This window comes from Yersinia sp. 1652 StPb PI (assembly GCF_041538345.1).
Lineage (GTDB): Bacteria > Pseudomonadota > Gammaproteobacteria > Enterobacterales > Enterobacteriaceae > Yersinia > Yersinia enterocolitica_E.
Genome location: NZ_JAULSM010000002.1, coordinates 738,749 through 764,133, shown reverse-complemented (window position 1 = coordinate 764,133; position 25,385 = coordinate 738,749). Strand labels below are relative to the sequence as shown.

Genomic DNA, 25,385 nt, shown 5'->3' with positions numbered 1-25,385 from the left:
TTGCGGGTCAACATCCTATTTTGGCTGCCGGGCTGCGTGTCAAAGCCCCCCTGCGTAGTCTGATTTTAATTTACTAATATCACGTTGGATCATGAAAGCACTCACAATCGGCCTGATCGGCAATCCCAATGCAGGTAAAACCACCCTTTTTAATCAGTTAACCGGTGCCCGCCAACGGGTGGGGAACTGGGCCGGGGTTACGGTGGAGCGCAAAGAAGGCCATTTCACTACCGCGCAACATCAAGTGACATTGGTTGACCTGCCGGGAACCTACTCCCTGACCACCATTTCTGAGCAAACCTCGCTGGATGAGCAAATTGCTTGTCACTACATTCTAAGTGGTGAAGCTGACCTGCTGATTAATGTCATTGATGCGGTGAATCTGGAGCGCAATCTCTACCTGACACTGCAACTGGTTGAATTGGGTATTCCCTGTATTGTGGCGCTCAATATGTTGGATATTGCCAAAAGCCAACATATCGATATTGATATCAAGGCATTATCTCAGCAGTTAGGTTGCCCGGTTATTCCGCTGGTTTCCACTCGCGGGCAGGGTATCAATGAATTAAAAAGCAGTATTGATGAACTTCAGCCGATTCCCTTTAAGGCTTTGGTTAACTACCCACCAGTGCTACTCAGTGAAGTAGATAAGTTGGTAGAGGCCATGCCTGAGTCCTGGCCGGTACAGCAGCGCCGTTGGCTGGCACTGCAAATATTGGAAGGTGATATCTATAGTCTGGCACGTGCAGGCATAGCGCCCTCAATCGTGGCGCTAGCGCGTGAAAATCTGCGAGCAAGCCAACACGAAGATCCCGAGCTGGTGATAGCCGATGCCCGCTATCAAAGTATTGCCCGCATCTGTGATGTAGTCGGTAACTCGCAACAAGCGGAACCGAACCGCCTGACACAAGCGCTTGATAAAGTGATCCTTAATCGCTGGTTAGGTGTCCCGATCTTTCTGTTTGTCATGTATTTAATGTTTGTCTTAGCCATCAATATCGGTGGGGCGTTGCAGCCCATATTTGATATCGGCTCTGCGGCTATCTTTATTCAGGGGTTGCAATGGGTGGGTTATACGCTGCATTTCCCACAGTGGTTGACCATCTTCCTCGCTCAAGGCGTGGGGGGCGGGATTAATACCGTGCTGCCGTTGGTGCCACAAATTGGCATGATGTACCTGTTTCTCTCCTTTTTGGAAGACTCCGGTTATATGGCCCGAGCCGCATTTGTTATGGACCGGCTGATGCAGGCGCTGGGGTTACCGGGTAAATCCTTCGTACCGCTGATTGTCGGTTTCGGCTGTAATGTGCCCTCGATCATGGGTGCACGAACACTGGATGCGCAACGCGAACGCCTGATAACCATCATGATGGCACCCTTTATGTCCTGTGGCGCACGGCTGGCGATTTTTGCCGTCTTCGCGGCGGCATTCTTCGGTCAGGACGGGGCCAGTATCGTTTTCTCTCTTTATCTATTGGGTATCGCGGTCGCCATCCTCACTGGGCTGGTGCTGAAATACACCATTATGCGTGGCGAAGCCTCACCCTTTGTGATGGAACTGCCGGTTTATCATGTGCCCCATCTAAAGAGTTTGTTATTGCAAACTTGGCAACGGTTAAAAGGTTTTGTCCTGCGCGCCGGGAAAGTGATTGTCATTGCCAGTATCTTCATCGGCGGCCTGAACAGCTTCTCTTTCAGTGGCAAACCGGTAGATAGCATCAATGACTCAGCGCTGGCCTCAGTCAGTAAAGTGCTGACGCCACTGCTGGCACCCATGGGTGTTCATGGCGATAACTGGCAGGCCACCGTGGGGTTAGTGACCGGCGCCATGGCAAAAGAAGTGGTGGTAGGGACACTTAATACCCTCTATACCGCAGAGCAGATTAAGAATGAACCCTTTGATGCCGAGAGCTTCAACTTACCGGGCGAATTGGTCGGGGCGGTTAAAACCACCTGGCAGGGCTTAAAAGATACTTTTAGCCTTAGCATGTTATCCAATCCCATTGAAGCCAGCAAAGGTGATGGTGAAATGGCGGCCGGTTCAATGGGCATGATGAGCAGTAAATTCGGTTCCAGTATTGCTGCCTATAGCTACCTGATATTTGTGTTGCTCTATGTGCCCTGCGTCTCAGTCATGGGGGCTATCGCTCGGGAAACCAGCCGCGGCTGGATGACCTTCTCAATACTGTGGGGGTTAAATGTGGCCTACTCACTGGCAACCCTGTTCTACCAAGCCGCCACGTTTCACCAGCACCCGCAACAAAGCCTAATGATTATTGCGGTGGTTATGGTGATTAATGCGTTGATCTTGTTTGGATTGCGCCGCGCGCGGAGCCGGGTAACTGTCAGATTGCAAAACAGTAAACCTGCGAGCTGTTGTCAGAGTGCAAGCAATGATTGTCATTAACAAACCGCTTTTGTTACAACAGGAGGCATGATGGCGAGCCTACTCCAATTACGCGATGCTATCGCACTCAGTGGTAGTGTGGCAGCGAGTCAGCTAAGCCAGCAATTGGCAACACCTTTACCCCTGGTTGAGGCCATGCTGGAAAGACTGACGGCAATGGGCAAGGTTGAGCGCATTGAGCAAGATAATAGTGGGTGCCTGACGGGCAGTTGCAAGAGCTGCCCTGAAGGGAAAAATAAATGTAACACTTTGATTTATAAAATAAAAAATCATCATTAAGTCACAAAAAGAGATGCCCGATGGGCATCTCTGCCTTTTTATTACTTATAAACATCGGCATCAGCGTCAAATTTCTTCTTTTCACGCTCGGCGATGATCACATAATACTTACCGCCTTTCTCATCCGCCATTTTCGACAGCTCTTCTTTCACATCCATCGGCGATGTTGCCTGACCCGACGTGGTAATGGTGCCAATCTTCTCGTAATTCTTCGCTTCTTCTTTAGTAATTTCTTTCGCCGCCATCGCGCCAAAAGAAACCCCCGTAACGACCAGAGCTACAGCCAGATTTTTCAATAAATTCATACCGAATACCTCGCAAATGAAGGATTAATGCGTATAAAAACAGTAAGAAAAACAGAGATGAATTGATTTAATTAAAGACAGTTGGCTGATGTGACGCCACGCGCAGTGGCCGCCCACACCTCTAAAGAAAAGGCTCTCCCCATGCCAGTGCGCGGGGATGCGCCAATTTGAACCTTCTTAATTATTAAGCAGATTTAATATTTAGCCATTAAATTACACATTAAATTCCATTCATCTCTATGTGCTAAGGCCTTAAATCTGTGGCAGTTAGCTATTCCAGTGTGATTTTAGCGTCAACATGTGCTGAAAAATCGATAAGTAATTTTGAAAAATCATCAGGATGAGAAACAAAAGGGGCATGAGCTGCTCCCTTCATCACCACCGATTGACTCTGCGGCCAGGCACTATCTAATAACGAAGCCACTTTGCGCGGCACCAGCCCATCCAGATAACCATAAATGCGCAACAAAGGTAGAGTGCATTTGGCCAGTGTGGGTCGTAAATCGGCAGTACGCAGAATGTCTAGCCCGCCGATTAACACCTCCACTTCTGGCATCTGGTGTTGTAGCACCACCGCTTTCAATAAACGGGCATCCTGTCGTGCACTTTCCGTCCCCAAAGTTTGCAATGCCAGAAAACGCTCAACGGTACGCTGAAAATCCTCACTTAACTGTTGCTGGAAACCGGCCAAGACTTCCGGCCGAATCCCCGGCCATTCATCATGCGCAGTAAAACATGGCGAGGAGGAGACAGTTATTAGCCCACGCACGCGCTCTGGCTGAGTCAAGGCTATCTGACTGGCCACCAGCCCGCCCATCGACCAACCGAGCCACAAGGCGCGCGGTGGTGCTTGTTGTAAGACAATTGCCGCCATATCAGACAGTGGCATCGCACCAAAATCTTTGCTGCGCCCATAACCGGGGAGGTCCACCAAATGCAGACGAAAATGCGGCGCGAGTCTATCAATTATGCAATGCCAGACTTCGGCGTTCAGCCCCCATCCGTGCAGCAGCACAAGATCGCAATCACCTTCACCGCAGGTGTTCCAATACAGTTGTTTCATACGTTAATATCCTGTTGCCTTAGCCGCGTCATACATCACTTATCAAGGAAGATAAACATGCTAACAATCGTCAGCCAGTGTTGGCTATGCCGGCAGCGGTTATATCATCCCAGGCATGGCATTTGTTGTTATTGCAACCAGCATTTACCTAAATTACCGCCCTGTTGCCCTCGCTGCGGCTTGCCCTGCACTAACCCGGCGTTACCTTGTGGCCGCTGCCTTAACGCACCACCCCGCTGGGCGAGTATGACCTTTGTCAGTGATTATATTCCGCCCTTGAACGGGCTGATAAAAAAGTTCAAATTTAACGGCGTCACACAGTTGGCTCCGGTACTGGCCCGTTTATTATTGTTACGCTGGCTTGATGCCTACCGTCAGGGTAAGGTTATCAGGCCAGAAAGAATCATTAGTGTGCCTTTACACCGCAGGCGCTGTTGGCGGCGCGGCTATAACCAAACAGACCTGTTAGCACGGCCATTGGCACACTGGCTTGGCTGCCACTACAGTCATATGACGTTACAGCGAGTACGGGCTACACCACCGCAGCAGCGATTGAACGCTACCGCGCGACGTAAAAATATGCGGGGGATATTTCGTTGTACACAGTCTCTTCGCGGCCAACATATTGCTCTGCTGGATGATGTCGTAACAACGGGCAGTACACTGAATGAGATTGCCGATCTACTCTGGTCCGAGGGGATTGCCTCATTACAGGTGTGGTGTATCTGCCGAACCTTGTAGTCACCCCAGCAATGGGCGTATTATAACCGACAAGAATAGTCAACTATTGAGCAGATGCCATGATCACAATAACAGACGCAGCACAATCTCATTTTGCCAAACTGTTGGCAAATCAAGAAGAAGGCACCCAAATCCGGGTATTTGTTATCAACCCCGGAACACCCACCGCTGAATGCGGCGTGTCTTACTGCCCACCGGATGCGGTCGAAGCAACAGATACTGTACTGAAATTTGAGCAGTTATCTGCCTATGTTGATGAAATGAGTAAGCCTTATTTGGACGACGCTGAAATCGACTTCGTCACTGACCAACTAGGCTCTCAACTTACCCTGAAAGCGCCTAATGCCAAAATGCGTAAAGTTGATGATACTGCACCATTGATGGAGCGGGTTGAATATGTTCTGCAATCGCAGATTAACCCGCAACTGGCCGGGCATGGTGGCCGTGTAACATTGATGGAAATCACACCAGATGCATTGGCTATCCTGCAATTCGGCGGTGGCTGTAACGGGTGTTCTATGGTTGATGTCACACTGAAAGAAGGCATCGAAAAAGAGCTGTTGCAGAAATTCCCAGAATTGAAAGGCGTGAGGGATTTGACCGAGCATCAGCGCGGCGAGCATTCCTATTACTAATTATCCTGCGCCCTTGGTGCTACAGCGGTGTTAGCTTCGCTCTCTCGCCCGAATCACTGACTGATGTCAGCTCATCGGGACTTGTTCGCTTGCTGCCTTGCTGTAACACCAATGACTTTGGCTAATAACTTTGGCTAATAATTGAGCATTGCTATTACTCATTGTCCTGCGCCCTTGGTGCTACAGCGGTGTTAGCTTGTTGCCTTGCTGTAACACCAATGACTTTGGCTAATAACTTTAGCTAATAATTGAGCATTGCTATTACTCATTGTCCTGCGCCCTTGGTGCTACAGCGGTGTTAGCTTGCTGCCTTGCTGTAACACCAATGAATAATATTGTTCTTAATGCTGACAAAACCAGATGACTCAATCTGGAGCGGTGAGGATAGGCAGAAGAGTAAAGCGTCCGCGCCAGGGATGGCGCGGCATGAGCCTACATCGACGTATTGACGGCGTCTTTACGATCTGCCTGTTCTCTGCGCCACGAGCACTTTATTGGCAGCCTACTGAGAGATTCCCTCCCCTTATCATCCCGCCGACACATTCTTGCGCCGCTTATCCAAATCCTTCAATAAACGATTAACCTGGCTGTCAGCAAACATCTCTTCCAAGCTCGAGGTCAATTTACGCCGCCAGTTCGGATATTCCTCACTGGTTCCGGGAATATTTACCGGTGTCGCCATATCCAACCAATCTTCCGGTTGCAAACCCAGTAATGCGCTGGCGCTGTCGGCAACATAACGCTGTAATCCTCGGTTAAGGACCGGACTCATCGAGAGGAGTGACGCTTTATGGCCTACCTTCTTTGGCACACAGTCATAGTGATGTAACCCTTCCAATAATCCTTGCTTGGCCCGTTCCCGATCAAGATAAAGCTGCTTCAATATCTGTTGGTCTGGATATAACCCCAGCTTATTCCCCAACGTCAGATCGTCACTTTGCCAATAGCCCCGTAAGGTCGGCAAGTCATGGGTCGTAATGGTAGCCATCGCCTGTGCCGGATAAGATTGTGGCGCACGGAAGGTATTCTCACTGTCATGCTCAAAATAGAGCACCTTGTAGGAATACACCCCGCTGTCACGCAGCTTAGCCACAATTTCTACCGGTACCGTGCCTAAATCCTCGCCAATCACCATGCAGTGATGACGCTGACTTTCCAGCGCCAATATCGCCAATAGATCATCGACCGGATATTTAACATAAGCTCCCTGGGCGGCAGTCTGCCCGTAAGGAATCCACCACAGACGCAATAAGGCCATCACATGATCAATACGCAGAGCGCCACAACTGGTCATATTAGCGCGCAGCAAATCGATAAAAGGCTGGTAGGCACGCGCAACCATGACGTGCGGGTCCATTGGTGGCAACCCCCAGTTCTGGCCCAGCGGCCCTAAAATATCAGGCGGAGCCCCTACCGAGGCTTTCAGACAATATAACTCGCGGTCACACCAGGTTTCAGCGCCACCTTCAGCCACACCAACAGCTAAATCACGGTACAAGCCAATCGGCATTTTTCGTGTCTGGCTGTTGCGAAAACAGTTATCAAACTGAGTGGCGGCCAACCACTGTAACCATAGATAGAAGGTCACATCACTCGCGTATTCGCGGCAAAAATCAGCTACAGCACTGCTGTGCCCATCACGATATTTTGCTGGCCACACCGGCCAGCCCCACATCATTGGGTCTTGCGCACTTAAATGAGCATGTAGCGCATCAAAAGCTGCTTGTTGATGCAGACTACGACCGCCTTGTTCCACAAACTGGTGGAATGCCTGCATCCGCGCATCTTTTGCTTTACGAGCAGTAAACAGCGGGAAGGCCAAACGCAGCGCCATCAATTTCAGTTGCATAACCTGCGGATAATCAACCCACTCATTAGCCCGAATTTCAGCCAGCGTCTGTTGTGTTGCTGGTTGATGCCACCAGAGCTGCGCCGCTTCACTGTGCTGAAACTCATCCACGCGGTTCACGTCGATATAAACCACATTCAGCCAGCGTCTTGAAGAGGGGCTATAGGGGCTAGCACTCTGTGGATTAGCCGGATACAGCGCATGAATCGGATTCAAACCGATAAAGGCACCACCACGCTCGCCCACCTGTTCCAACATCTGGCTGAGATCACCAAAATCACCAATCCCCCAGTTACGTTCGGAACGCAGGGTATAGAGCTGTACACAAGCGCCCCACAACTTTTTCCCTGCCAGCAACGCATCTGGCTCATAACAACGTTTCGGTGCCACAATAATTGAACACTGCCACTGCTGTAACCCTTGTTCGAGAATCAAACGGTGATAACCCTGCGGCAGAGAAGATGGCAATGTCAGCGTCTTTTTTGCACTGATGCGCCCCTGGTGCAACTCACCTTTTTCTGTCTGCAATTGCCAGTGATAATCGCCTGAACCCGCCATTGGTAACTGCATTGGGCTACCAAAAGTAAATACTTTCACCACCGGTAGTGGTGTATTTTCTGTCGAGGTGTCCTGAGGCACCTGGGTGCGCCCCATGGCCGCCAACAACTGCTGCTTGGTTTCCGGCAAAATAGCCTGCGGCTTACCATGAGCATTAATGTAGCTGGCGGCTATCCCTGCCAGTGTCGCTGCTTGATCGAGCGATTTACGATCCATGCAGTCTTCTCCTTAACGTTTGGCTTGCCAAATCCGTGATTGGTAATCACGAATTGAACGGTCAGAACTGAACATCCCTACCCGGGCAGTGTTAAGAATGGTACGGCGGGTCCATTCATCCTTATCGCGGTACAGGGCATCAATTTGCTTCTGTGCCTGACAGTATGAGGCAAAATCAGCCAATACCAGATAAGGGTCACCCCCTTCCAACAGGCTATGCAACATCATGTCAAATGCGTGCTTATCACCTTGGCTGAACGCACCACTGGCCAGCTCATCCAGAATGCTTTTCAGGTGCGCGTCAGCTTTAAGATACTTCTGTGGCTTATAACCTTTCGCCAAAATGGCTTTTACCTGCTCCACGGTGTTACCGAAAATAAAGATATTCTCGTCACCCACCTGCTCGGCAATTTCAACGTTAGCCCCATCAAGGGTACCCACCGTCAATGCACCATTCAGTGCCAGTTTCATGTTGCCAGTGCCAGAGGCTTCTTTACCGGCGGTTGAAATCTGCTCCGATACATCCGCCGCAGGAATCATCAATTCCGCGACTGAAACCCGATAATCGGGGATAAAGACCACTTTTAGGCGATCTTTGACGATCGGATCATTGTTGATCTTATCGGCGGCCTGATTGATCGCATAAATAATATTCTTAGCTAAATAATAACCAGGTGCAGCTTTGGCACCAAACAAGAACACACGCGGCGCAATATCCAGATTCGGGTTGTCACGGATCTGGCGGTAGAGCGACAGAATATGTAACAGATTCAAATGCTGACGCTTATATTCATGCAACCGCTTAATCTGCACATCGAAGATGGCGTCTGGATTAATCACCAACCCCATAGTTCGCTTAACGTATTCAGCTAACTTAACTTTGTTGTCATATTTGATCTGCTGATAACGGCCCCTAAAAGCCTTATCTTCGGCATAAGACTCAAGCCCGGCTAATGCATCCAGATTATTCGCCCATTCCACTTTCAGCGTGTCATCAATCAGGCCAGATAATGCCGGATTACATTGCTTCAACCAACGGCGCGGCGTAATACCATTAGTAACATTATGGAATTTATTTGGCCATAATTGATAGTATTCAGGGAATAAGTCTTTGATAACCAGATCAGAATGCAGTTGCGCTACGCCGTTGACGGCAAAGCCGCTGACCACACACAGATTAGCCATTCTCACCTGCTTATTATGATGAACCGCCAGCTTGGCCCACACCGCTTCATCCCCAGGCCATTGCTTATCCACCACCTTTTTAAACTGCGCATTGATCTGCTTGATGATGACAAAATGGCGTGGCAACAAACTACGCACTAATTTTTCATCCCAACATTCAAGTGCTTCAGGCATCAACGTGTGGTTGGTATAAGCGAAGGTTTTGCTGGTGATCGCCCACGCCGCATCCCAGCTTAGCTGATGCTCATCCAGCAGTACTCGCAGCATTTCAGGAATAGCGATAGTCGGGTGGGTATCATTCAGTTGAATAACTTCATAGTCAGGCAATTCAGCCAGTTTACGACCAGCCAGATGATGCTTACGTAAAATATCCGCCACCGAGCAGGCGCATTGGAAGTATTGCTGCATCAGGCGCAGACGTTTGCCGGCCAGATGGTTATCGTTTGGATACAATACTTTGGTCAGTTTTTCTGCTTCAACGCCATTTTGTTCTGCCAGCAGGAACTTCCCATCATTAAAATTAGTTAAATCAAATGGATGTTGATGAGTCGCCTGCCACAGGCGCAACGGCTGTGTTACACCATTGCGAAAACCCAGCACCGGTAAATCCCAAGCTTCACCGCGTAAGGTGAAGGCCGGACGCCACACCTGGCGGCCATCAGCGAGTTTTTCTAACTTGCCAGCAAAGCCGACATCAACCGCCAACGCCGCATTATGGCGAAACCACGGATAACTCTCGCGCTGCCAGTTGTCCGGGGCTTCCTGTTGTTTACATTCACTGAAAGATTGACGGAACAGACCGTATTGATAATTCAGACCATAACCGGTGGCGGGTTGCTCAACGGTTGCCATCGAATCAAGGAAACAGGCCGCCAAACGCCCAAGACCGCCATTACCCAATGCAGGGTCAGTCTCCTGCTCCAGCAAATCACACAGGTTAATTTGCTGCTCGGCCAGCAATGCCTCCACTTGGTCATACCAACCCAGATTAATCAGGTTGTTTGCCGTTAAACGACCAATCAAAAACTCCATTGAAATGTAGTTAACATGCCGTTGGACTTTTTGGGTTTTACCTGGTGCAGGCTGAGCCGCCAATTGTTCGGCTAACGCCGCGCTGACAGCTTCCCACCATTGGTGTTGAGTCATTTGCTGAGCGGAGGTTAGGCCAAAGCGCTGCCACTGGCGGGTCAGTGCGGCCAGGAAATCGTCCTTTTTAAGCGTAGGCTGTGACATAGGGAGTCTCTATCCTGTGAGTGGGGTAATTTTACCCTTATCCTGCCAATGAGAACTGACAAGGGCATCATCCTGCCGGGGGATTAGCTGGGGATGAGTCGCAGGGCGTAGCTAAAATTGTGATCCGGTGCAACTTACAGCCATATGAAACATTAACTCTATTGCAATAACATGGCCGTTATCAGACCTTAGCAGTGCTGATTAATTACGAGGCTAAAAATAATTACTCTTATGAATGCCTGTAACATTTCATTACAAATGGACATATCACTCGCCAGGACGTCTTCTCACCGGATATTGGTTAAACCGGACACAGCATGCTGATCCCCTCAAAACTGAGCCGCCCGGTACGGCTGCAAAATACCGTGATACGCGACCGTCTATTGGTTAAGTTATCAGGTGTAGCAAACTATCGCCTGACTTTGATCAATTGCCCAGCCGGTTATGGTAAGACCACGTTGATCGCCCAATGGGCTGCCGACCAATCCAATCTCGGGTGGTATTCACTGGATGAAAGTGACAATCAACCAGAGCGTTTCGCCTCTTATCTGATTGCTGCGGTACAGTTGGCGACTGGCGGCCATTGCAGTAAAAGTGAAGCTCTCAGCCAAAAGCATCAATACGCCAGCCTTTCAGCGCTGTTTGCTCAATTATTTATCGAGTTGTCCGATTGGGATGGCCCGCTTTATCTGGTCATCGATGACTATCATCTGATTACCAATGACGCTGTTCATGAAGCGGTGCGCTTCTTTCTGCGTCACCAGCCGGAAAATATGACGCTGATCCTGCTATCCCGCACCTTGCCACCGCTGGGAATTGCTAACCTGCGGGTGCGCGATCAGTTGCTGGAATTAGGCATGCAGCAACTGGCATTTAATCATCAGGAAGCACAGCAATTTTTTGATTGCCGCCTGTCAGTGCCACTGGAACAAGGTGATAGCAGCCGCTTGTGTGATGAAGTTGAAGGCTGGGCCACCGCGCTGCAACTGATAGCACTGTCATCGCGTCAGCCAAACTCATCCGCGCAAAAATCGGCAAAACGCCTGGCAGGGTTAAATGCCAGCCATTTATCAGACTATCTGGTGGATGAAGTATTAGATCAGGTGGATAGCAATTCCCGCGTTTTTCTGCTGCGTTGCTCAGTATTACGTTCCATGAATGATGCCCTGATTGTGCGCCTGACTGGGGAAGATAACGGTCAGCAACGGCTGGAAGAGTTGGAGCGCCAGGGGTTATTTATTCATCGTATGGATGACAGTGGTGAATGGTTCTGCTTCCACCCGCTATTTGCCACCTTCTTGCGCCAGCGCTGCCAGTGGGAATTGGCGTTGGAGTTACCGGAATTGCATCACGCAGCCGCTGAAGGCTGGATGGCGCTGGGCTACCCGGCTGAAGCAATCCACCATGCATTGGCCGCAGGTGATGTTGGCATGTTACGTGATATCTTGCTGCAACATGCCTGGACGCTGTTTAACCACAGTGAGTTGGCGCTGCTGGAACAATGTCTGGTCGCCCTGCCTTACTCTTTATTGGTGCAGAATCCAGAACTGGCACTGCTACAAGCCTGGCTGGCGCAAAGCCAACACCGTTATGGTGAGGTGAATACCTTGCTCGAGCGCGCTGAATCGGCAATGCAAGAGCGCAAAATCCCTGTTGATGAGATTTTACGCGCTGAATTTGATGCCCTGCGTGCTCAGGTAGCTATCAATGACGGTAAGCCAGATGAAGCCGAAAAACTGGCAACTGATGCGCTGAAATATCTGCCGATGGCGAACTTTTATAGCCGTATTGTGGCAACCTCCGTAACTGGTGAGGTTCATCATTGTAAAGGGGAGCTAAGCCGTGCGCTGCCCATGATGCAGCAAACCGAGCAAATGGCACGTCGCCACGAAGCCTATCACTATGCCTTATGGGCATTGCTACAACAGAGTGAAATCCTGATTGCACAAGGTTTCTTGCAAGCCGCTTATGAAACGCAAGATAAAGCCTTTGATTTAATTCATGAACAACATCTTGAGCAGTTGCCGTTGCATGAATTCCTGCTGCGTATTCGCTCCCAAATTTTATGGTCGTGGTCACGGTTGGATGAAGCGGAAGAAGCGGCACGCAAAGGTATTGAGATTCTGGTCAATTACCAACCCCAACAGCAATTGCAGTGTTTGGCGATGCTGGCAAAATGCTCACTGGCGCGTGGCGACCTGGATAACGCCAATATGTATATTCAGCGTTGTGAGGCCCTGCAACACGGCAGCCAATATCATCTCGACTGGATAACCAATGCCGATAAGCCACGGGTTATTCACTGGCAGATGACCGGGGATAAAGTCGCCGCCGCAAGTTGGCTGCGCCAGGCAGAAAAACCGGGGATGGCGGATAATCACTTTTTACAGGGGCAGTGGCGTAATATCGCGCGGATACAGATCATGCTAGGGCGCTTTAATGAAGCCGAAGTAGTATTGGACGAATTGAACGAAAATGCCCGCCGCCTTCGTTTAACCAGTGACCTTAACCGTAATCTGTTGTTAAGTAATATCCTTTACTGGCAAACCGAACGTAAAAGTGAGGCCCAGAAAGCGCTGATTGAATCACTGTCATTGGCTAACCGCACCGGTTTTATCAGCCATTTCGTGATTGAAGGTGAAGCTATGGCACAACAGTTGCGCCAACTGATTCAACTTAACGCGTTACCGGAATTGGAACAGCATCGTGCTCAGCGAATACTGAAGGATATTAACCAGCACCATCGGCATAAATTCGCCCATTTTGATGAGATATTTGTCGATAAACTGCTAACTCACCCGCAAGTACCAGAACTGATCCGTACCAGCCCGCTAACCCAGCGCGAATGGCAGGTATTGGGGCTGATTTACTCCGGCTACAGTAATGAACAGATCGCCGGTGAGCTGGAAGTGGCGGCCACTACGATTAAAACCCATATCCGTAATTTATATCAAAAACTGGGGGTTGCTCACCGCCAGGAAGCCGTACAACAGGCACAGCGTTTATTACAGATGATGGGTTATGTTTGATTATTTTTATTGTTATGGCAATAAGTTACCACTGTACTGCAATTTACATTAAACCAATGTTATTGCAGTCAGTGGTCTTTGGCGATAATATTTTTATATTAATAATATTATCGGCTATAACTGTTAGCTCTTTAATATCTTTGGGGGGATTGAGCAACATCCTACTGATTGAAAAGACAAGTTAAGTACAACTATATAGCCTATATAATTGTTTCATTTCGTTTTTACTGCAAACTCCCCACTTCATTGAAATATTTAATGAATTCCCGCAATGACTTTAATCTCTGATTAGCATTCAAACTGGCATTCCTTTTCTCCGCCTTAATATTATCACTATAAACAGTAGCCTGAGATTGAGATTGTGCACTTGATAAGCGGTTAAGCATAGATAATGCCTTTATTTTAAACCAACCCTGTGCCCTATATTAATAACAATAGATTTAATTTATTAATTCTATAAAAAACAACATATTAAATTGGAGTCAGAGACAAAAATAACATTACAGTTAGTCTGGTATTTATCAGCTAAAAAATGATTATAATCGTGTTTTGGCATTTTCTCTCTAAATGCATTTTTGTAAGGTAGAGCAAGATGGAACAGTTTGAAACAATCAGTGTTGAGCAGGCTCATAGCCGCCTGAAAGAGAATACCGCCGTATTGGTCGATATCCGCGATCCACAGAGTTATGAAGCGGGCCATGCACCCATCGCGTTCCATTTGACCAACAGCAGCCTGCATACCTTTATGCAGCAAACAGATTTTGAACAGCCCGTCATGGTGATGTGCTACCACGGCAATAGCAGCAAAGGGGCGGCGCAGTATTTGCTCCAGCAGGGCTTTGAGGCGGTTTACAGCATTGATGGTGGTTTTGAGGCATGGGCCAAAAGCTATCCACAAGACGTGGTACAGACCAGTTAGCTAATGCTCACCCAATTGTGATATTTTTAAACACTTTGATTAACATCTCGTGATACCCAATAGATTTCAAGAGGCAGGAAGGCGGCAAGGGAGAGAATCCCGATGAGCTGACTCAAGTCAGTGATTCGGGTAAGCGAGAGCAGCCAACACAGCTGCAACTTGAAAGATGAAGGGTATAAATATGATTCGTGTAATAGCAATCTCTAATCCGCGTCTGGCGCAGGCCTTTGTGGATTATATGGCCACTCGCAATGTGGTACTGGAAGTTCGGCCTGATACTCAGGGTGCAGAGATCTGGCTTGCCGATGATGAGCAATTGCCCTTGGTGCAGCAGGAGCTGGAACAGTTTTTGCTCGATCCCCTCAATCCACGCTATCAGGCCGCAAGCTGGCAATCGGGTAATTTACACTCAAATTTATCCTATCAGCGCTTTTCCTACCTGCAGACGCTGCGCAGTCAGGCCGGCCCACTGACATTGAGTGTCATGGTGCTGTGCATCGCCATCTATATTCTGATGCAAATTGTCGGCGATGCGGCCGTTATGTCATGGCTTGCCTGGCCCCGTGACGAGAGCCAATATCTACAACTCTGGCGCTGGGTCAGCCATGGCTTTTTACACTTTTCGCTACTGCATATCTTATTTAACCTGATGTGGTGGTGGTATCTGGCAGGACAAATGGAAAAACGGCTTGGCACCGGTAAATTGCTGGTATTAACTGTGGTATCTGCCCTGTTCAGTGGCTGGGGGCAATCGCTATTTAGCGGTGTGAATTTTGGTGGTCTGTCTGGTGTGGTGTATGCCTTAATGGGTTATGTCTGGCTGACCGGCGAACGCGCACCCGAGCGCGGTATCTCGTTGCCCCGAGGTTTAATGGCTTTTTCTGTCCTCTGGCTGATTGCCGGTTATTTCGATGTTTTAGGTTTGTCGATTGCCAATGCGGCTCACGTTTCAGGTTTGATTATTGGGTTATTAATGGCATTTTGGGATACGCGCAGCAGCGTAAGAACCACACAATAACTGCCTGAGCAACCAGGCGCATTAGGGGATTATAGTGAAGCAAACGCAGCGGCATGATGCGATTATTGAATTGGTACGCCAACAAGGCTACGTCAGCACTGAAGAGTTAGTAGAACATTTTGCCGTTAGCCCGCAAACCATCCGGCGTGATTTGAATGATTTGGCTGACCAAAACAAAATTCATCGTCATCATGGTGGTGCAGCACTCCCTTCCAGCTCAGTTAACGCCGCCTATAACGATCGTAAAGTGATGTGGTCGGAAGAAAAGGCCCGTATTGCACAGCGTGTTGCCAGCCAGATCCCCGATGGTGCAACACTGTTTATCGATATAGGTACCACGCCAGAAGCTGTCGCCCACGCGCTGATGAACCATAAGGGGCTGCGGGTGGTGACCAATAATCTTAACGTTGCTACCTTGCTGACGGCTAAAGAGGATTTCCGGCTGATTCTGGCTGGTGGTGAAGTTCGCACCCGCGATGGTGGGATTATTGGTGAGGCTACACTGGATTTCATTTCTCAGTTCCGTCTTGATTACGGCATCCTTGGTATCAGTGGTATTGATATGGACGGCTCACTATTAGAGTTTGATTACCATGAAGTGCGCACCAAGCGAGCAATTATCGAGAACTCCCGTTGTGTGATGCTGGTAACCGACCACTCAAAGTTTGGTCGTAACGCAATGGTGAATTTGGGGAATATGAATTTGATTGATTATCTGTTTACCGATCAGATGCCTCCTCCCAGTGTGATGAAGATTATTGAGCAGCATCAGGTTCAATTGGAGTTGTGTTAGTCGTTAAATTTTAGTTTTGGTTTTGGTGATCCGGTGCGGTTGTTAAAGCAACTCAAGTGCTCTAACAACCGAATCGGATCACCGAACACCGAACACCGAACAACCGAACAACCGAACCAGATCAACTATCCACTAAGTCCAAATCCAGTCCTTCCTCCCACATTTTGATAACAAAAATGTTACCTCCATCACGGGGAAATGTTTTTTTTTGGTTAACTCTTGGCTTGTTTGTTGGTTTTTGATTACAATCATGAGCGAAAACGAACATTAAAGAGCTGTTTCGAACATCTGGAGAGAGGAAGCATGGAAACCAAAGACTTGATCGTGATCGGTGGCGGCATTAATGGTGCCGGTATCGCTGCGGATGCGACAGGGCGTGGCCTGTCCGTTCTGCTGCTGGAAGCGCAAGACTTGGCCTGTGCTACGTCTTCCGCCAGCTCCAAACTTATCCACGGTGGCCTGCGCTATCTGGAACACTATGAATTCCGTCTGGTAAGTGAAGCACTGGCCGAACGTGAAGTATTATTGAAACTGGCACCGCATATCGCATTCCCAATGCGTTTTCGTCTGCCGCATCAACCCCACCTGCGCCCAGCCTGGATGATCCGCACTGGTTTGTTCCTGTACGATCACTTGGGCAAACGTACCAGTCTGCCTGCCAGTAAAGGGTTGCGTTTTGGGCCAGAGTCGGTATTGAAACCAGAATTGGTGCGCGGTTTCGAATATTCTGACTGCTGGGTCGATGATGCTCGTCTGGTGGTGCTGAATGCACAAGAAGTGGTCGAGCGCGGTGGTGAAGTCCGCACCCGTACCAAAGTGACCCGTGCCTGGCGTGAACAAGGTCTATGGATGGTTGAAGCCATTGATGTGAATACCGGCAAAACCTTTACCTGGCGTGCCAAAGGCTTGGTAAATGCGACCGGACCATGGGTTAAGCAATTCTTCGACGACGGCCTGAAGCTGAAATCGCCTTATGGCATCCGCTTGATTAAAGGCAGCCATATCGTCGTGCCACGGGTTCATAATCAGCCACAAGCCTATATTCTGCAAAACGAAGACCATCGTATTGTTTTCGTCATTCCGTGGTTGGATGAATATTCCATCATCGGCACCACTGACGTGGAGTACCACGGCGATCCGAAAGAGGTGAAGATCGACTCACAAGAGATCGATTACCTGCTGAAAGTGTATAACGATCACTTTAAAAAACAGTTGGGTCGCGACGATATCGTGTGGACCTACTCTGGTGTACGTCCGCTATGTGACGACGAATCAGATTCACCGCAAGCTGTCACCCGCGACTACACGCTGGATGTGGCCGATGAAGGGGGTAAAGCACCACTGCTTTCTGTATTTGGCGGCAAACTGACCACCTATCGCAAACTGGCAGAACACGCGTTGGAAAAACTGTCTGGCTACTATCCGAATGTCGGCCCAGCATGGACCAAGACTGGCGCATTGCCGGGTGGTGATATTGGCGGCAGCCGTGACAACTATACTGTTCAGTTGCGCCATCGCTATAACTGGTTACCTGAAGGGCTGGCCCGCCGCTATACCCGTACTTATGGTAGCCATAGCGAGCTAATTTTGGCAGAAGCTACCAGTATCGAAAGCTTGGGTGAACATTTCGGCCATGGTTTGTACGAAGCAGAATTACGCTATCTGGTTGAAAAAGAATGGGTTGTAGAACTAGATGATGCGATTTGGCGTCGTACCAAGTTAGGTATGGCTCTGGACGATGCGCAGAAACAGCGCGTTGCCGAATGGTTGGCACAGGTGCAGGCCGGGAAACAACAGACATTATCGCTGGTTTCCTGATAGCCAATCCAGTTCGTCGATCTGCTTAAAAAAACCCTCTTCACAGTTGACTGTTGAAGAGGGTTTTTATTATTAGCTCAGTGGATATAACTACAGCCGGATAGGCTTAATATGCCAAATCTCATCGGCATATTCTTCAATGGTACGATCTGAAGAGAAGTAACCCATATTAGCAATATTGAGTAACGTCTTGCGCGTCCATTCGTCCGAATGGCGATATAGCGTATCAACCTGCTCCTGAGTATCCACATAGCTGCGATAATCAGCCAATAGCTGGTAGTGATCACCAAAATTGACCAGTGAATCGAACAGGCTGGTATAACGCTTAGGGTCTTCGGGGCTAAAGGTGCCCGTCGCCATTTGCGTCAATGCCAGATGCAATTCAGGATCTTCATCGTAATATTTCCGTGGGTTATAACCATTGTTACGCAGCACCTCGACCTGTTCGGTGGTATTGCCGAAGATAAAGATATTCTCCTCACCCACATGTTCGCGGATCTCGACGTTAGCCCCATCCAGTGTGCCAATGGTCAGCGCCCCGTTGAGGGCAAACTTCATATTACTGGTACCCGAAGCCTCGGTTCCCGCCAGCGAAATCTGTTCCGATAGGTCAGCCGCCGGAATGATCAACTGCGCCAGACTCACGCTATAGTTCGGAATAAATACTACTTTCAGCAGGTTATTAATCCGAGGGTCATTGTTGATTACCTTCGCCACGTCGTTGATCAATCGAATTATTTGCTTAGCATTGTAATAAGCTGATGCCGCTTTACCGGCAAAAATCACCACGCGCGGCACCCACTTCTCATCCGGTGCTTCGAGAATACGGTTATAGCGGGTGATAACATGCAACACATTCAGCAATTGTCGTTTGTACTCATGAATACGTTTGATTTGCACATCAAACAACGCGCCCGGATTGACCACAATATTCAATTTTTCAGCAATATAAGCCGCCAGCCGTTTTTTGTTCTCCAACTTGGCCTTTTGCAATGCCTGCAAGAAGCTTGGGTAATCGAGGTTTTTTTCCAGCTCACTGAGTTGGCTCAGATCAGTTCGCCAATTGTGACCAATACTGTCATCCAATACCGTAGCCAGTGGTCGGTTAGCCAACCCCAGCCAGCGCCGTGGCGTCACCCCATTGGTTTTATTGCAGAAGCGATTAGGGAAAATGTGAGCGAAATCGGCAAACAGTGACTGCACCATGAGTTCAGAGTGCAAAGCAGACACACCGTTAACTTTATGGCTGGCGATCACCGCAAGCCATGCCATACGGACCTTCCGCCCATGGGTTTCATCAATAATAGAGACTCGTGGCAACAGTTCTGGTTCAGACGGATATTGTTCCTGTACCAGTTTGAGGAAGTGATCATTGATATCAAAAATGATTTGCAGATGGCGCGGTAAGATTTTGCCAATCATGTCAATTGGCCAGGTTTCCAGCGCTTCGGTCATCAACGTGTGATTGGTGTATGAGAACACCTGCTGCACCACGTCCCACGCATCCATCCAATTAAACTTATGTTCATCGATCAACAGACGCATCATTTCAGGAATGGAAAGGACCGGGTGAGTATCATTGAGATGAATAGCAATCTTATCTGCCAGATTATCGAACGTCTGATGCATGGTCCAGTGGCGGCTGAGGATATCCTGTACCGTCGCCGACACTAAAAAGTACTCTTGTCGCAAACGTAATTCACGGCCGGAATAGGTAGAATCATCGGGATATAACACTCGTGATACGTTTTCTGAATGGTTTTTATCTTCAACCGCAGCAAAGTAATCACCCTGATTGAATTTGCCCAGATTGATTTCATTACTGGCCTGCGCAGACCATAAGCGCAGTGTATTAGTTGCATCCGTATCAAAGCCTGGGATGATTTGATCATAAGCACAGGCGAGGATTTCTTCGGTTTCCAGCCAGCGAGTTTTGCTGCCTTCCTGCTGAATTCGGCCACCGAAGCGCACTTTATAGCGGGTATTATGGCGTGGGAATTCCCAGGCATTACCGTATTCCAGCCAGTTATCTGGCGACTCCATCTGTTGGCCATCCACTATTTTCTGGCTGAACATGCCATATTCGTAGCGGATACCGTAGCCACGGCCCGGTAGTGCCAGTGTTGCCAGTGAGTCCAGAAAACACGCCGCCAGACGGCCTAAGCCACCATTGCCAAGCCCAGGGTCGTTTTCTTCTTGCAACAGCTCTGACAGATTGAGGCCCATCTCATCCAGCGCCTGTTCGATATCTTCATAAATACCCATCGATAACAGTGCATTAGAGAGGGTTCGCCCCAATAAAAATTCCATCGACAGATAGTAAACCTGACGAACGTCTTGTGATAATTGTGCGCGGTTAGAACGTAGCCAGCGTTCTACCATCCGATCCCGTACCGCAAATAATGTCGCATTCAGCCAATCGTGCTGAGTCGCAATCGAGGGATCTTTGCCGACAATAAACATCAATTTGTAGGCAATCGAGTGTTTCAGCGCATCCACACTGACAACGGGTGAGGTATAACTGAACGGTGATGTCATAGCGGTTTTCCCAATTCGTGGTTACAACAAATCGACAACTAGAGACGCCGATAAAGTGACAGATATTGACCAGCAGCTACTTGCCAACCAAAGTCCAACCCCATTGCATGACGCTGAACATGACGCCAATGTTTTGGCCGGCTCCACAGAACAAAAGCACGGCGAATTGCCCGCACCAATGCCTGCGCATCGCATTCATCAAACACAAACCCCGAGGCGCTGCCATCCGCCAGATTTTCCAGCGCGCAATCCACCACGGTATCTGCCAACCCGCCCGTATGCCGGACCAGTGGCAAAGTGCCATATTTCAAACCATACAACTGCGTTAACCCACAAGGTTCAAAACGGCTAGGCACCAGAATCACATCCGCACCGGCAATAATTCGGTGAGAAAATGCCTCGTGATAACCAATTTGTACCCCAACCTGGCCGGAATAGTCTGCCGCTGCCGCCAAAAACTCCTCTTGTAGAATGGCATCCCCCGCCCCCAAAACCGCCAGTTGCCCACCTAGTTTCAGTAATTCAGGCAAAGCTTCCAGCACCAAATCCAACCCTTTTTGCTCGGTCAATCTACTGACCACGGCAAAAATAGGTTTCTTATCCGTCACCTCCAACCCCATCGTGGTTTGCAGATGCACTTTGTTCACCGCTTTCTGCTGCAGGTTCTCTATGTCATAGCAGGCATGCAGCAAGGTATCGCTCTGTGGATCCCAAATGGCGCTATCCACCCCATTGAGGATGCCGGTCAAACGCCCCTGACTGGCTCGCTCTTGCAGCAGCCCTTCCATGCCGTAACCAAAAGCAGGTTGGGTAATTTCTTTGGCATAGGTCGGGCTGACAGTAGTGACATGATCAGCAAAGAACAGCCCAGCTTTCAGATAGGAAATTTGACCGTAGAACTCCAGCCCGTACATTTGGAAAAATGCGGCAGGGAGTTGTAACTCAGCCAAATGGTACCCGGCAAATAGCCCCTGATAGGCCAAATTATGGACGGTAAATACTGATCGTGCCGGTCTACCACGTGCCGCCAGATAAGCACAGGCCAGCCCAGCGTGCCAATCATGGGCATGCACCACATCGGGACGCCAGAAGCCATCCAGCCCGCAGGCCAGCTCACACGCCATCCATCCCAGCAAGGCAAAGCGGCGATAGTTATCGGCGTAAGCATGCAACGACTGGTCGTGATAAGGGCTGCCAGCGCGGTCATATAACCCCGGAGCATCAATAAGATAGATACCAATGCCCTGATAATGGCCGTAGCGCAGAGAAACCCGTCCGGCAAAGGTGTCTATCTCCCTAACCAGCACGGTGTCTGGTATTCCACGACGCAAATCAGGGAAGCCCGGTAGCATGATCCGAACATCGGCCCCTTCAGCAATTTGTGCGGCAGGTAAAGCGCCGACAACATCAGCCAATCCCCCTGTTTTCAACAAAGGAAATAGCTCAGAACATACGTGTAAGACCCGCATCGTGACTCCTGACACCTATCGGATAAATAAAATAGCCCTATTTGACGTTGACGGCTAATTTCGCCAGCATCGCACGGGTCACTAGCACCACCCCGCCCTCCGAACGATAAAAACGGGCGCTATCTTCATCGGCGTTTTCCCCGATAACCATCCCTTCAGGTATGTGACAGGCGCGATCAATAATGCAGCGGCGTAAACGGCACGAGCGACCAACATTGACATCAGGCAGCAATACCGTGGAATCAATGGTACAGAACGAGTTCACCCGAACCCGAGGGAACAACACCGAATGCACCACTACCGAGCCAGAAACGATACAGCCACCGGAGACCAGCGAGTTCATGGTCATGCCATGGCTACCGGAGCGATCCTGAACAAACTTAGCCGGCGGCAACGGCTCCATATGGGTACGGATTGGCCAGGCACGGTCATACATATCCAGCTCTGGTGTGACCGATGCCAAATCCAGGTTGGCCCGCCAGTAGGCATCCAATGTCCCAACATCACGCCAATAAGGTGGCAATTCGGCATTGGAGGTCACGCAGGAGAGATCAAACGGATGTGCCCAAGCCGCCTTCTGTTCGGTAAGTTTGGGAATCAAATCTTTACCAAAATCATGGGTAGAGCCAGGGGTATTCATATCTTCTTCTAATAACTTGAACAGATAATTGGCATTAAAAATATAGATCCCCATACTGGCTAACGCCATATCAGGCCGTCCAGGCATTGAAGGCGGGTTCGCAGGTTTTTCAAAGAAAGCCGTTATCTGGTAATCCTCGTCCACCTCCATTACCCCAAATTCATTGGCTTCGTTAATGGGTACCGGGATACAAGCAACGGTGCACTCAGCGCCTTTCTCTACGTGGTCGATGAGCATGCGCGAGTAATCCATCTTGTAGATGTGGTCACCGGCCAGAATGACCACATATTCCGCCTCATAGCGGCGGATAATATCCAGGTTTTGATAAACGGCGTCCGCAGTACCTTTGTACCAATGCTCGGTGCTCAAACGTTGTTGGGCAGGCAATAAATCAACAAACTCGTTCATCTCCTCGTTGAGGAATGACCAGCCACGTTGAATATGCTGCACCAGAGTATGAGACTGGTACTGGGTGATGACACCGATACGGCGGATACCTGAATTCAAGCAGTTAGATAGCGCAAAATCGATGATACGGAACTTGCCGCCAAAATGTACCGCCGGTTTGGCACGGGTGGCGGTCAAATCTTTCAGGCGAGAACCACGACCTCCGGCCAGAATCAGCGCTACAGATTTATTCGGTAATTGTCTGGCTAACATCAATGGGTCTTTATTTTCGAATTTAACCATGGCTGACTCCTTAAGATTTCAGTACGAGCACGCAAATGTCATGCGCGGCTCCGTTCCATACGGTGAATGATTCCATCTGCTCTGACGGCCCAAAAGGAGGGATAACCTCCCATTCCCCCGCAGGTAACTGTATTTCACATTCTTGACCAGTGGCGTTAATCACCACCAGCCAGCGCTGAGACAACAGAATTTGCAGCTGTTTCTGGCAGCCATGTTCCCAAGCCGCATCACTCAGCACTTGCCCCTGACTATCCAGCCATTGCACATTGCCATCCCCCTCCTGCCACCATGCGTCCTTAATCAGGGCCGGAATTTGCTGGCGTAACCGGATAAGATCGGCGGTAAATGTCATTAATGAACGATCCGCACTGCCCCAGTCGAGCCAGGTGAGGATGTTGTTCTGACAATATGCATTGTTATTACCTTGCTGGCTGTGACCATGCTCGTCACCGGCCAGTAACATTGGCGTTCCCTGCGAGAGTAATAAGCTGGCCAACAATGCCCGCTGACAAGACTTACGCCGTTGCCAGATAGCCTCGTCAGCCACCAACCCTTCGCTACCAAAATTATTACTAAGATTGTTATCACTGCCATCACGGTTTTCCTCTCCATTGATTTGATTGTGCTTTTGGTTAAAACACAGCAAATCCTGCAAAGTAAAACCATCATGGGCGGTAATTTGATTGATACTGGCGGAAGGCAAACGCCCCCGCTGTTGGAAAAGATTGCTTGAAGCGGCAAAGTGCTGCGCAAACAGCCCCAGCGGTAAGTCATCCCGTAACCAGAAACGGCGCATCGCATCACGATACTGGTCATTCCATTCACTAAAACCGGTAGGGAAGTTACCCAGTTGATAGCCTCCCAGACCAATATCCCAAGGCTCGGCAATCATTTTGCAGGCACGCAGCCGCTCATCGGCAGCCAGCGCGGCGAATAAAGGGGCATGTTGGTCAAAAGCCGGCGTGCGGCCCAGAACGGTACCCAGATCAAAGCGGAAGCCGTCAACATGGCAGCTATCGAGCCAATGATGCAGGCAGTCGATAACCCACTGCATGACATTAGGATGATTAAGCCGCAGCGTATTGCCGCAGCCAGTCATGTTGTCGTATTCACCGTCAGGAGTGAGCCAGTAATAGCTAGCATTGTCGATACCGCGCTGGCTCAGGGTTGGGCCAAAAATATCCAATTCGGCGCTGTGATTGAACACCACATCGAGAATCACTTCGATACCCGCTTTATGTAACGCTTTGACCGCATCTCGCAGCTCTCGCAGCGGAGATATACCGTCACGGCCCGAGGCATAATCAGGATCAACGGCATAAGGCGCCAGCACGTTATAGCCCCAATAATTACCCAGCCCCATCTTCTGTAAACGAGGTTCATCGACGTGGAATTGCACCGGTAACAACTCCAGTGTGGTAATGCCCATGTCTTGCAAATAGGTAATCATGACGGGATGAGCTAACGCCGCATAGCTACCACGCAGATCAGCCGGAATATCAGGGTGCAGTTTGGTTAAGCCGCGCACATGGGCTTCATAAATCACGGTATTGCCCCAAGGAATAGCCGGTGACTTATCCTCCTGCCAGTCATATTCTTCATGTACCACAATGCACTTAGGTAAGGCGGCAGCACTGTCGCGCTCATCGGGCTGATTAACCCCCCCCTCCAAGCTTGGATCATCCGCCACTTTGCGATCTAATGCATGGGCACCGGGGTCTATCAATAATTTATGTGGGTTAAAACGATGCCCTTGTTGTGGGTCAAATGGCCCGCTGACCCGATAACCATAGCGCTGCCCCGGTTTACCTCCAGGCAGATAGCCATGCCAGATATCACCACTGCGGGCGGGCAAGGCAATCCTCAATTCTTGGTTATTGTCATCAAACAGACACAGTTCGACCTGTTCAGCATGAGCTGAAAACAGCGTGAAATTTATCCCAGCCCCATCAAAATGGGCACCAATCGGTGTCGGGGAACCGCGGGTAAGGCCAGTCATC

The 25,385-nt window shown here is 49.4% G+C and carries 17 protein-coding genes and 1 pseudogene; 10 read left to right on the top strand and 8 right to left on the bottom strand.

What is annotated here, in order from left to right; genetic code table 11:
• Positions 1–91: 91 nt before the first annotated feature.
• Positions 92–2,407 carry a Fe(2+) transporter permease subunit FeoB gene (gene feoB, locus Q2T71_RS19930; protein ID WP_372560313.1) on the top strand — a complete coding sequence of 772 codons (2,316 nt, stop codon included), beginning with the start codon at positions 92–94 and terminating at the stop codon, positions 2,405–2,407.
• 30 nt (positions 2,408–2,437) lie between these two features.
• Positions 2,438–2,686: a FeoC-like transcriptional regulator gene (locus Q2T71_RS19925; protein ID WP_372560312.1), complete on the top strand. Its 249-nt coding sequence runs from the start codon at positions 2,438–2,440 to the stop codon at positions 2,684–2,686.
• Positions 2,687–2,727: 41 nt separating this feature from the next.
• Here Q2T71_RS19925 and Q2T71_RS19920 read toward each other — a convergent pair whose 3' ends face one another.
• Complete coding sequence (locus tag Q2T71_RS19920; protein ID WP_083161242.1) at positions 2,728–2,991, bottom strand: YdgH/BhsA/McbA-like domain containing protein; 264 nt, start codon at positions 2,989–2,991, stop codon at positions 2,728–2,730.
• Positions 2,992–3,262: 271 nt separating this feature from the next.
• On the bottom strand, positions 3,263–4,054 hold the full coding sequence (gene bioH / locus Q2T71_RS19915; protein ID WP_372560311.1) for a pimeloyl-ACP methyl ester esterase BioH: 792 nt from the start codon (positions 4,052–4,054) through the stop codon (positions 3,263–3,265).
• 57 nt (positions 4,055–4,111) lie between these two features.
• Here bioH and gntX point away from each other — a divergent pair, with 57 nt between their 5' ends.
• The 3 genes and pseudogenes from gntX to Q2T71_RS19900 all read left to right on the top strand — a co-directional run.
• Entirely contained in the window at positions 4,112–4,795 is a 684-nt protein-coding gene (gene gntX / locus Q2T71_RS19910; RefSeq protein ID WP_372560310.1) for a DNA utilization protein GntX, read from the top strand.
• 59 nt (positions 4,796–4,854) lie between these two features.
• On the top strand, positions 4,855–5,430 hold the full coding sequence (nfuA, locus tag Q2T71_RS19905) for a Fe-S biogenesis protein NfuA (RefSeq protein ID WP_083161247.1): 576 nt from the start codon (positions 4,855–4,857) through the stop codon (positions 5,428–5,430).
• 436 nt (positions 5,431–5,866) lie between these two features.
• A pseudogene (locus Q2T71_RS19900) lies at positions 5,867–5,935 on the top strand (gluconate 5-dehydrogenase); the annotation flags it as partial.
• A gap of 21 nt (positions 5,936–5,956) precedes the next feature.
• Here Q2T71_RS19900 and malQ read toward each other — a convergent pair.
• Both malQ and malP read right to left on the bottom strand, forming a co-directional pair.
• Positions 5,957–8,053 (bottom strand): 4-alpha-glucanotransferase, encoded by a 2,097-nt coding sequence (malQ, locus tag Q2T71_RS19895; protein WP_372560309.1) that lies wholly within the window; start codon positions 8,051–8,053, stop codon positions 5,957–5,959.
• Positions 8,054–8,065: 12 nt separating this feature from the next.
• Positions 8,066–10,471, bottom strand: a complete 2,406-nt coding sequence (malP, locus tag Q2T71_RS19890) for a maltodextrin phosphorylase (RefSeq protein WP_372560308.1) — start codon at positions 10,469–10,471, stop codon at positions 8,066–8,068.
• Positions 10,472–10,788: 317 nt separating this feature from the next.
• Between malP and malT the strand changes: the two genes are divergently transcribed.
• From malT to glpD, 5 genes are all read left to right on the top strand, one after another.
• Positions 10,789–13,500 (top strand): HTH-type transcriptional regulator MalT, encoded by a 2,712-nt coding sequence (malT, locus tag Q2T71_RS19885; RefSeq protein ID WP_083161255.1) that lies wholly within the window; start codon positions 10,789–10,791, stop codon positions 13,498–13,500.
• A 592-nt stretch (positions 13,501–14,092) separates the two neighbouring features.
• Positions 14,093–14,419 carry a thiosulfate sulfurtransferase GlpE gene (glpE, locus tag Q2T71_RS19880; protein WP_372560307.1) on the top strand — a complete coding sequence of 109 codons (327 nt, stop codon included), beginning with the start codon at positions 14,093–14,095 and terminating at the stop codon, positions 14,417–14,419.
• Positions 14,420–14,600: 181 nt separating this feature from the next.
• On the top strand, positions 14,601–15,437 hold the full coding sequence (gene glpG, locus Q2T71_RS19875; RefSeq protein WP_372560306.1) for a rhomboid family intramembrane serine protease GlpG: 837 nt from the start codon (positions 14,601–14,603) through the stop codon (positions 15,435–15,437).
• 34 nt (positions 15,438–15,471) lie between these two features.
• Positions 15,472–16,230 (top strand): DeoR/GlpR family transcriptional regulator, encoded by a 759-nt coding sequence (locus Q2T71_RS19870; protein WP_083161259.1) that lies wholly within the window; start codon positions 15,472–15,474, stop codon positions 16,228–16,230.
• A gap of 303 nt (positions 16,231–16,533) precedes the next feature.
• Positions 16,534–18,048 carry a glycerol-3-phosphate dehydrogenase gene (gene glpD, locus Q2T71_RS19865; protein ID WP_372560305.1) on the top strand — a complete coding sequence of 505 codons (1,515 nt, stop codon included), beginning with the start codon at positions 16,534–16,536 and terminating at the stop codon, positions 18,046–18,048.
• Between the two features lie 90 nt (positions 18,049–18,138).
• Here glpD and glgP read toward each other — a convergent pair whose 3' ends face one another.
• The 4 genes from glgP to glgX are packed head-to-tail and all read right to left on the bottom strand — an operon-like array spanning position 18,139 to position 25,384.
• Entirely contained in the window at positions 18,139–20,586 is a 2,448-nt protein-coding gene (gene glgP / locus Q2T71_RS19860; RefSeq protein WP_372560304.1) for a glycogen phosphorylase, read from the bottom strand.
• Positions 20,587–20,624: 38 nt separating this feature from the next.
• Positions 20,625–22,055: a glycogen synthase GlgA gene (gene glgA / locus Q2T71_RS19855; protein ID WP_372560303.1), complete on the bottom strand. Its 1,431-nt coding sequence runs from the start codon at positions 22,053–22,055 to the stop codon at positions 20,625–20,627.
• 37 nt (positions 22,056–22,092) lie between these two features.
• A complete protein-coding gene (gene glgC / locus Q2T71_RS19850) occupies positions 22,093–23,385 on the bottom strand; it encodes a glucose-1-phosphate adenylyltransferase (protein WP_083161267.1) in 1,293 nt (430 codons plus the stop codon).
• Between the two features lie 10 nt (positions 23,386–23,395).
• On the bottom strand, positions 23,396–25,384 hold the full coding sequence (gene glgX, locus Q2T71_RS19845; protein ID WP_372560302.1) for a glycogen debranching protein GlgX: 1,989 nt from the start codon (positions 25,382–25,384) through the stop codon (positions 23,396–23,398).
• Position 25,385 lies beyond the last annotated feature (1 nt).

Coding starts and splice junctions, on each gene's coding strand:
- glgA (WP_372560303.1), bottom strand. CDS start 22,055: ATGCGGGTCTTACACGTATGTTCTGAGCTATTTCCTTTGTTGAAAACA.
- glpG (WP_372560306.1), top strand. CDS start 14,601: ATGATTCGTGTAATAGCAATCTCTAATCCGCGTCTGGCGCAGGCCTTT.
- malQ (WP_372560309.1), bottom strand. CDS start 8,053: ATGGATCGTAAATCGCTCGATCAAGCAGCGACACTGGCAGGGATAGCC.
- malP (WP_372560308.1), bottom strand. CDS start 10,471: ATGTCACAGCCTACGCTTAAAAAGGACGATTTCCTGGCCGCACTGACC.
- Q2T71_RS19920 (WP_083161242.1), bottom strand. CDS start 2,991: ATGAATTTATTGAAAAATCTGGCTGTAGCTCTGGTCGTTACGGGGGTT.
- glpE (WP_372560307.1), top strand. CDS start 14,093: ATGGAACAGTTTGAAACAATCAGTGTTGAGCAGGCTCATAGCCGCCTG.
- glgP (WP_372560304.1), bottom strand. CDS start 20,586: ATGACATCACCGTTCAGTTATACCTCACCCGTTGTCAGTGTGGATGCG.
- feoB (WP_372560313.1), top strand. CDS start 92: ATGAAAGCACTCACAATCGGCCTGATCGGCAATCCCAATGCAGGTAAA.
- glpD (WP_372560305.1), top strand. CDS start 16,534: ATGGAAACCAAAGACTTGATCGTGATCGGTGGCGGCATTAATGGTGCC.
- bioH (WP_372560311.1), bottom strand. CDS start 4,054: ATGAAACAACTGTATTGGAACACCTGCGGTGAAGGTGATTGCGATCTT.
- gntX (WP_372560310.1), top strand. CDS start 4,112: ATGCTAACAATCGTCAGCCAGTGTTGGCTATGCCGGCAGCGGTTATAT.
- malT (WP_083161255.1), top strand. CDS start 10,789: ATGCTGATCCCCTCAAAACTGAGCCGCCCGGTACGGCTGCAAAATACC.
- nfuA (WP_083161247.1), top strand. CDS start 4,855: ATGATCACAATAACAGACGCAGCACAATCTCATTTTGCCAAACTGTTG.
- Q2T71_RS19925 (WP_372560312.1), top strand. CDS start 2,438: ATGGCGAGCCTACTCCAATTACGCGATGCTATCGCACTCAGTGGTAGT.
- glgC (WP_083161267.1), bottom strand. CDS start 23,385: ATGGTTAAATTCGAAAATAAAGACCCATTGATGTTAGCCAGACAATTA.
- glgX (WP_372560302.1), bottom strand. CDS start 25,384: ATGACTGGCCTTACCCGCGGTTCCCCGACACCGATTGGTGCCCATTTT.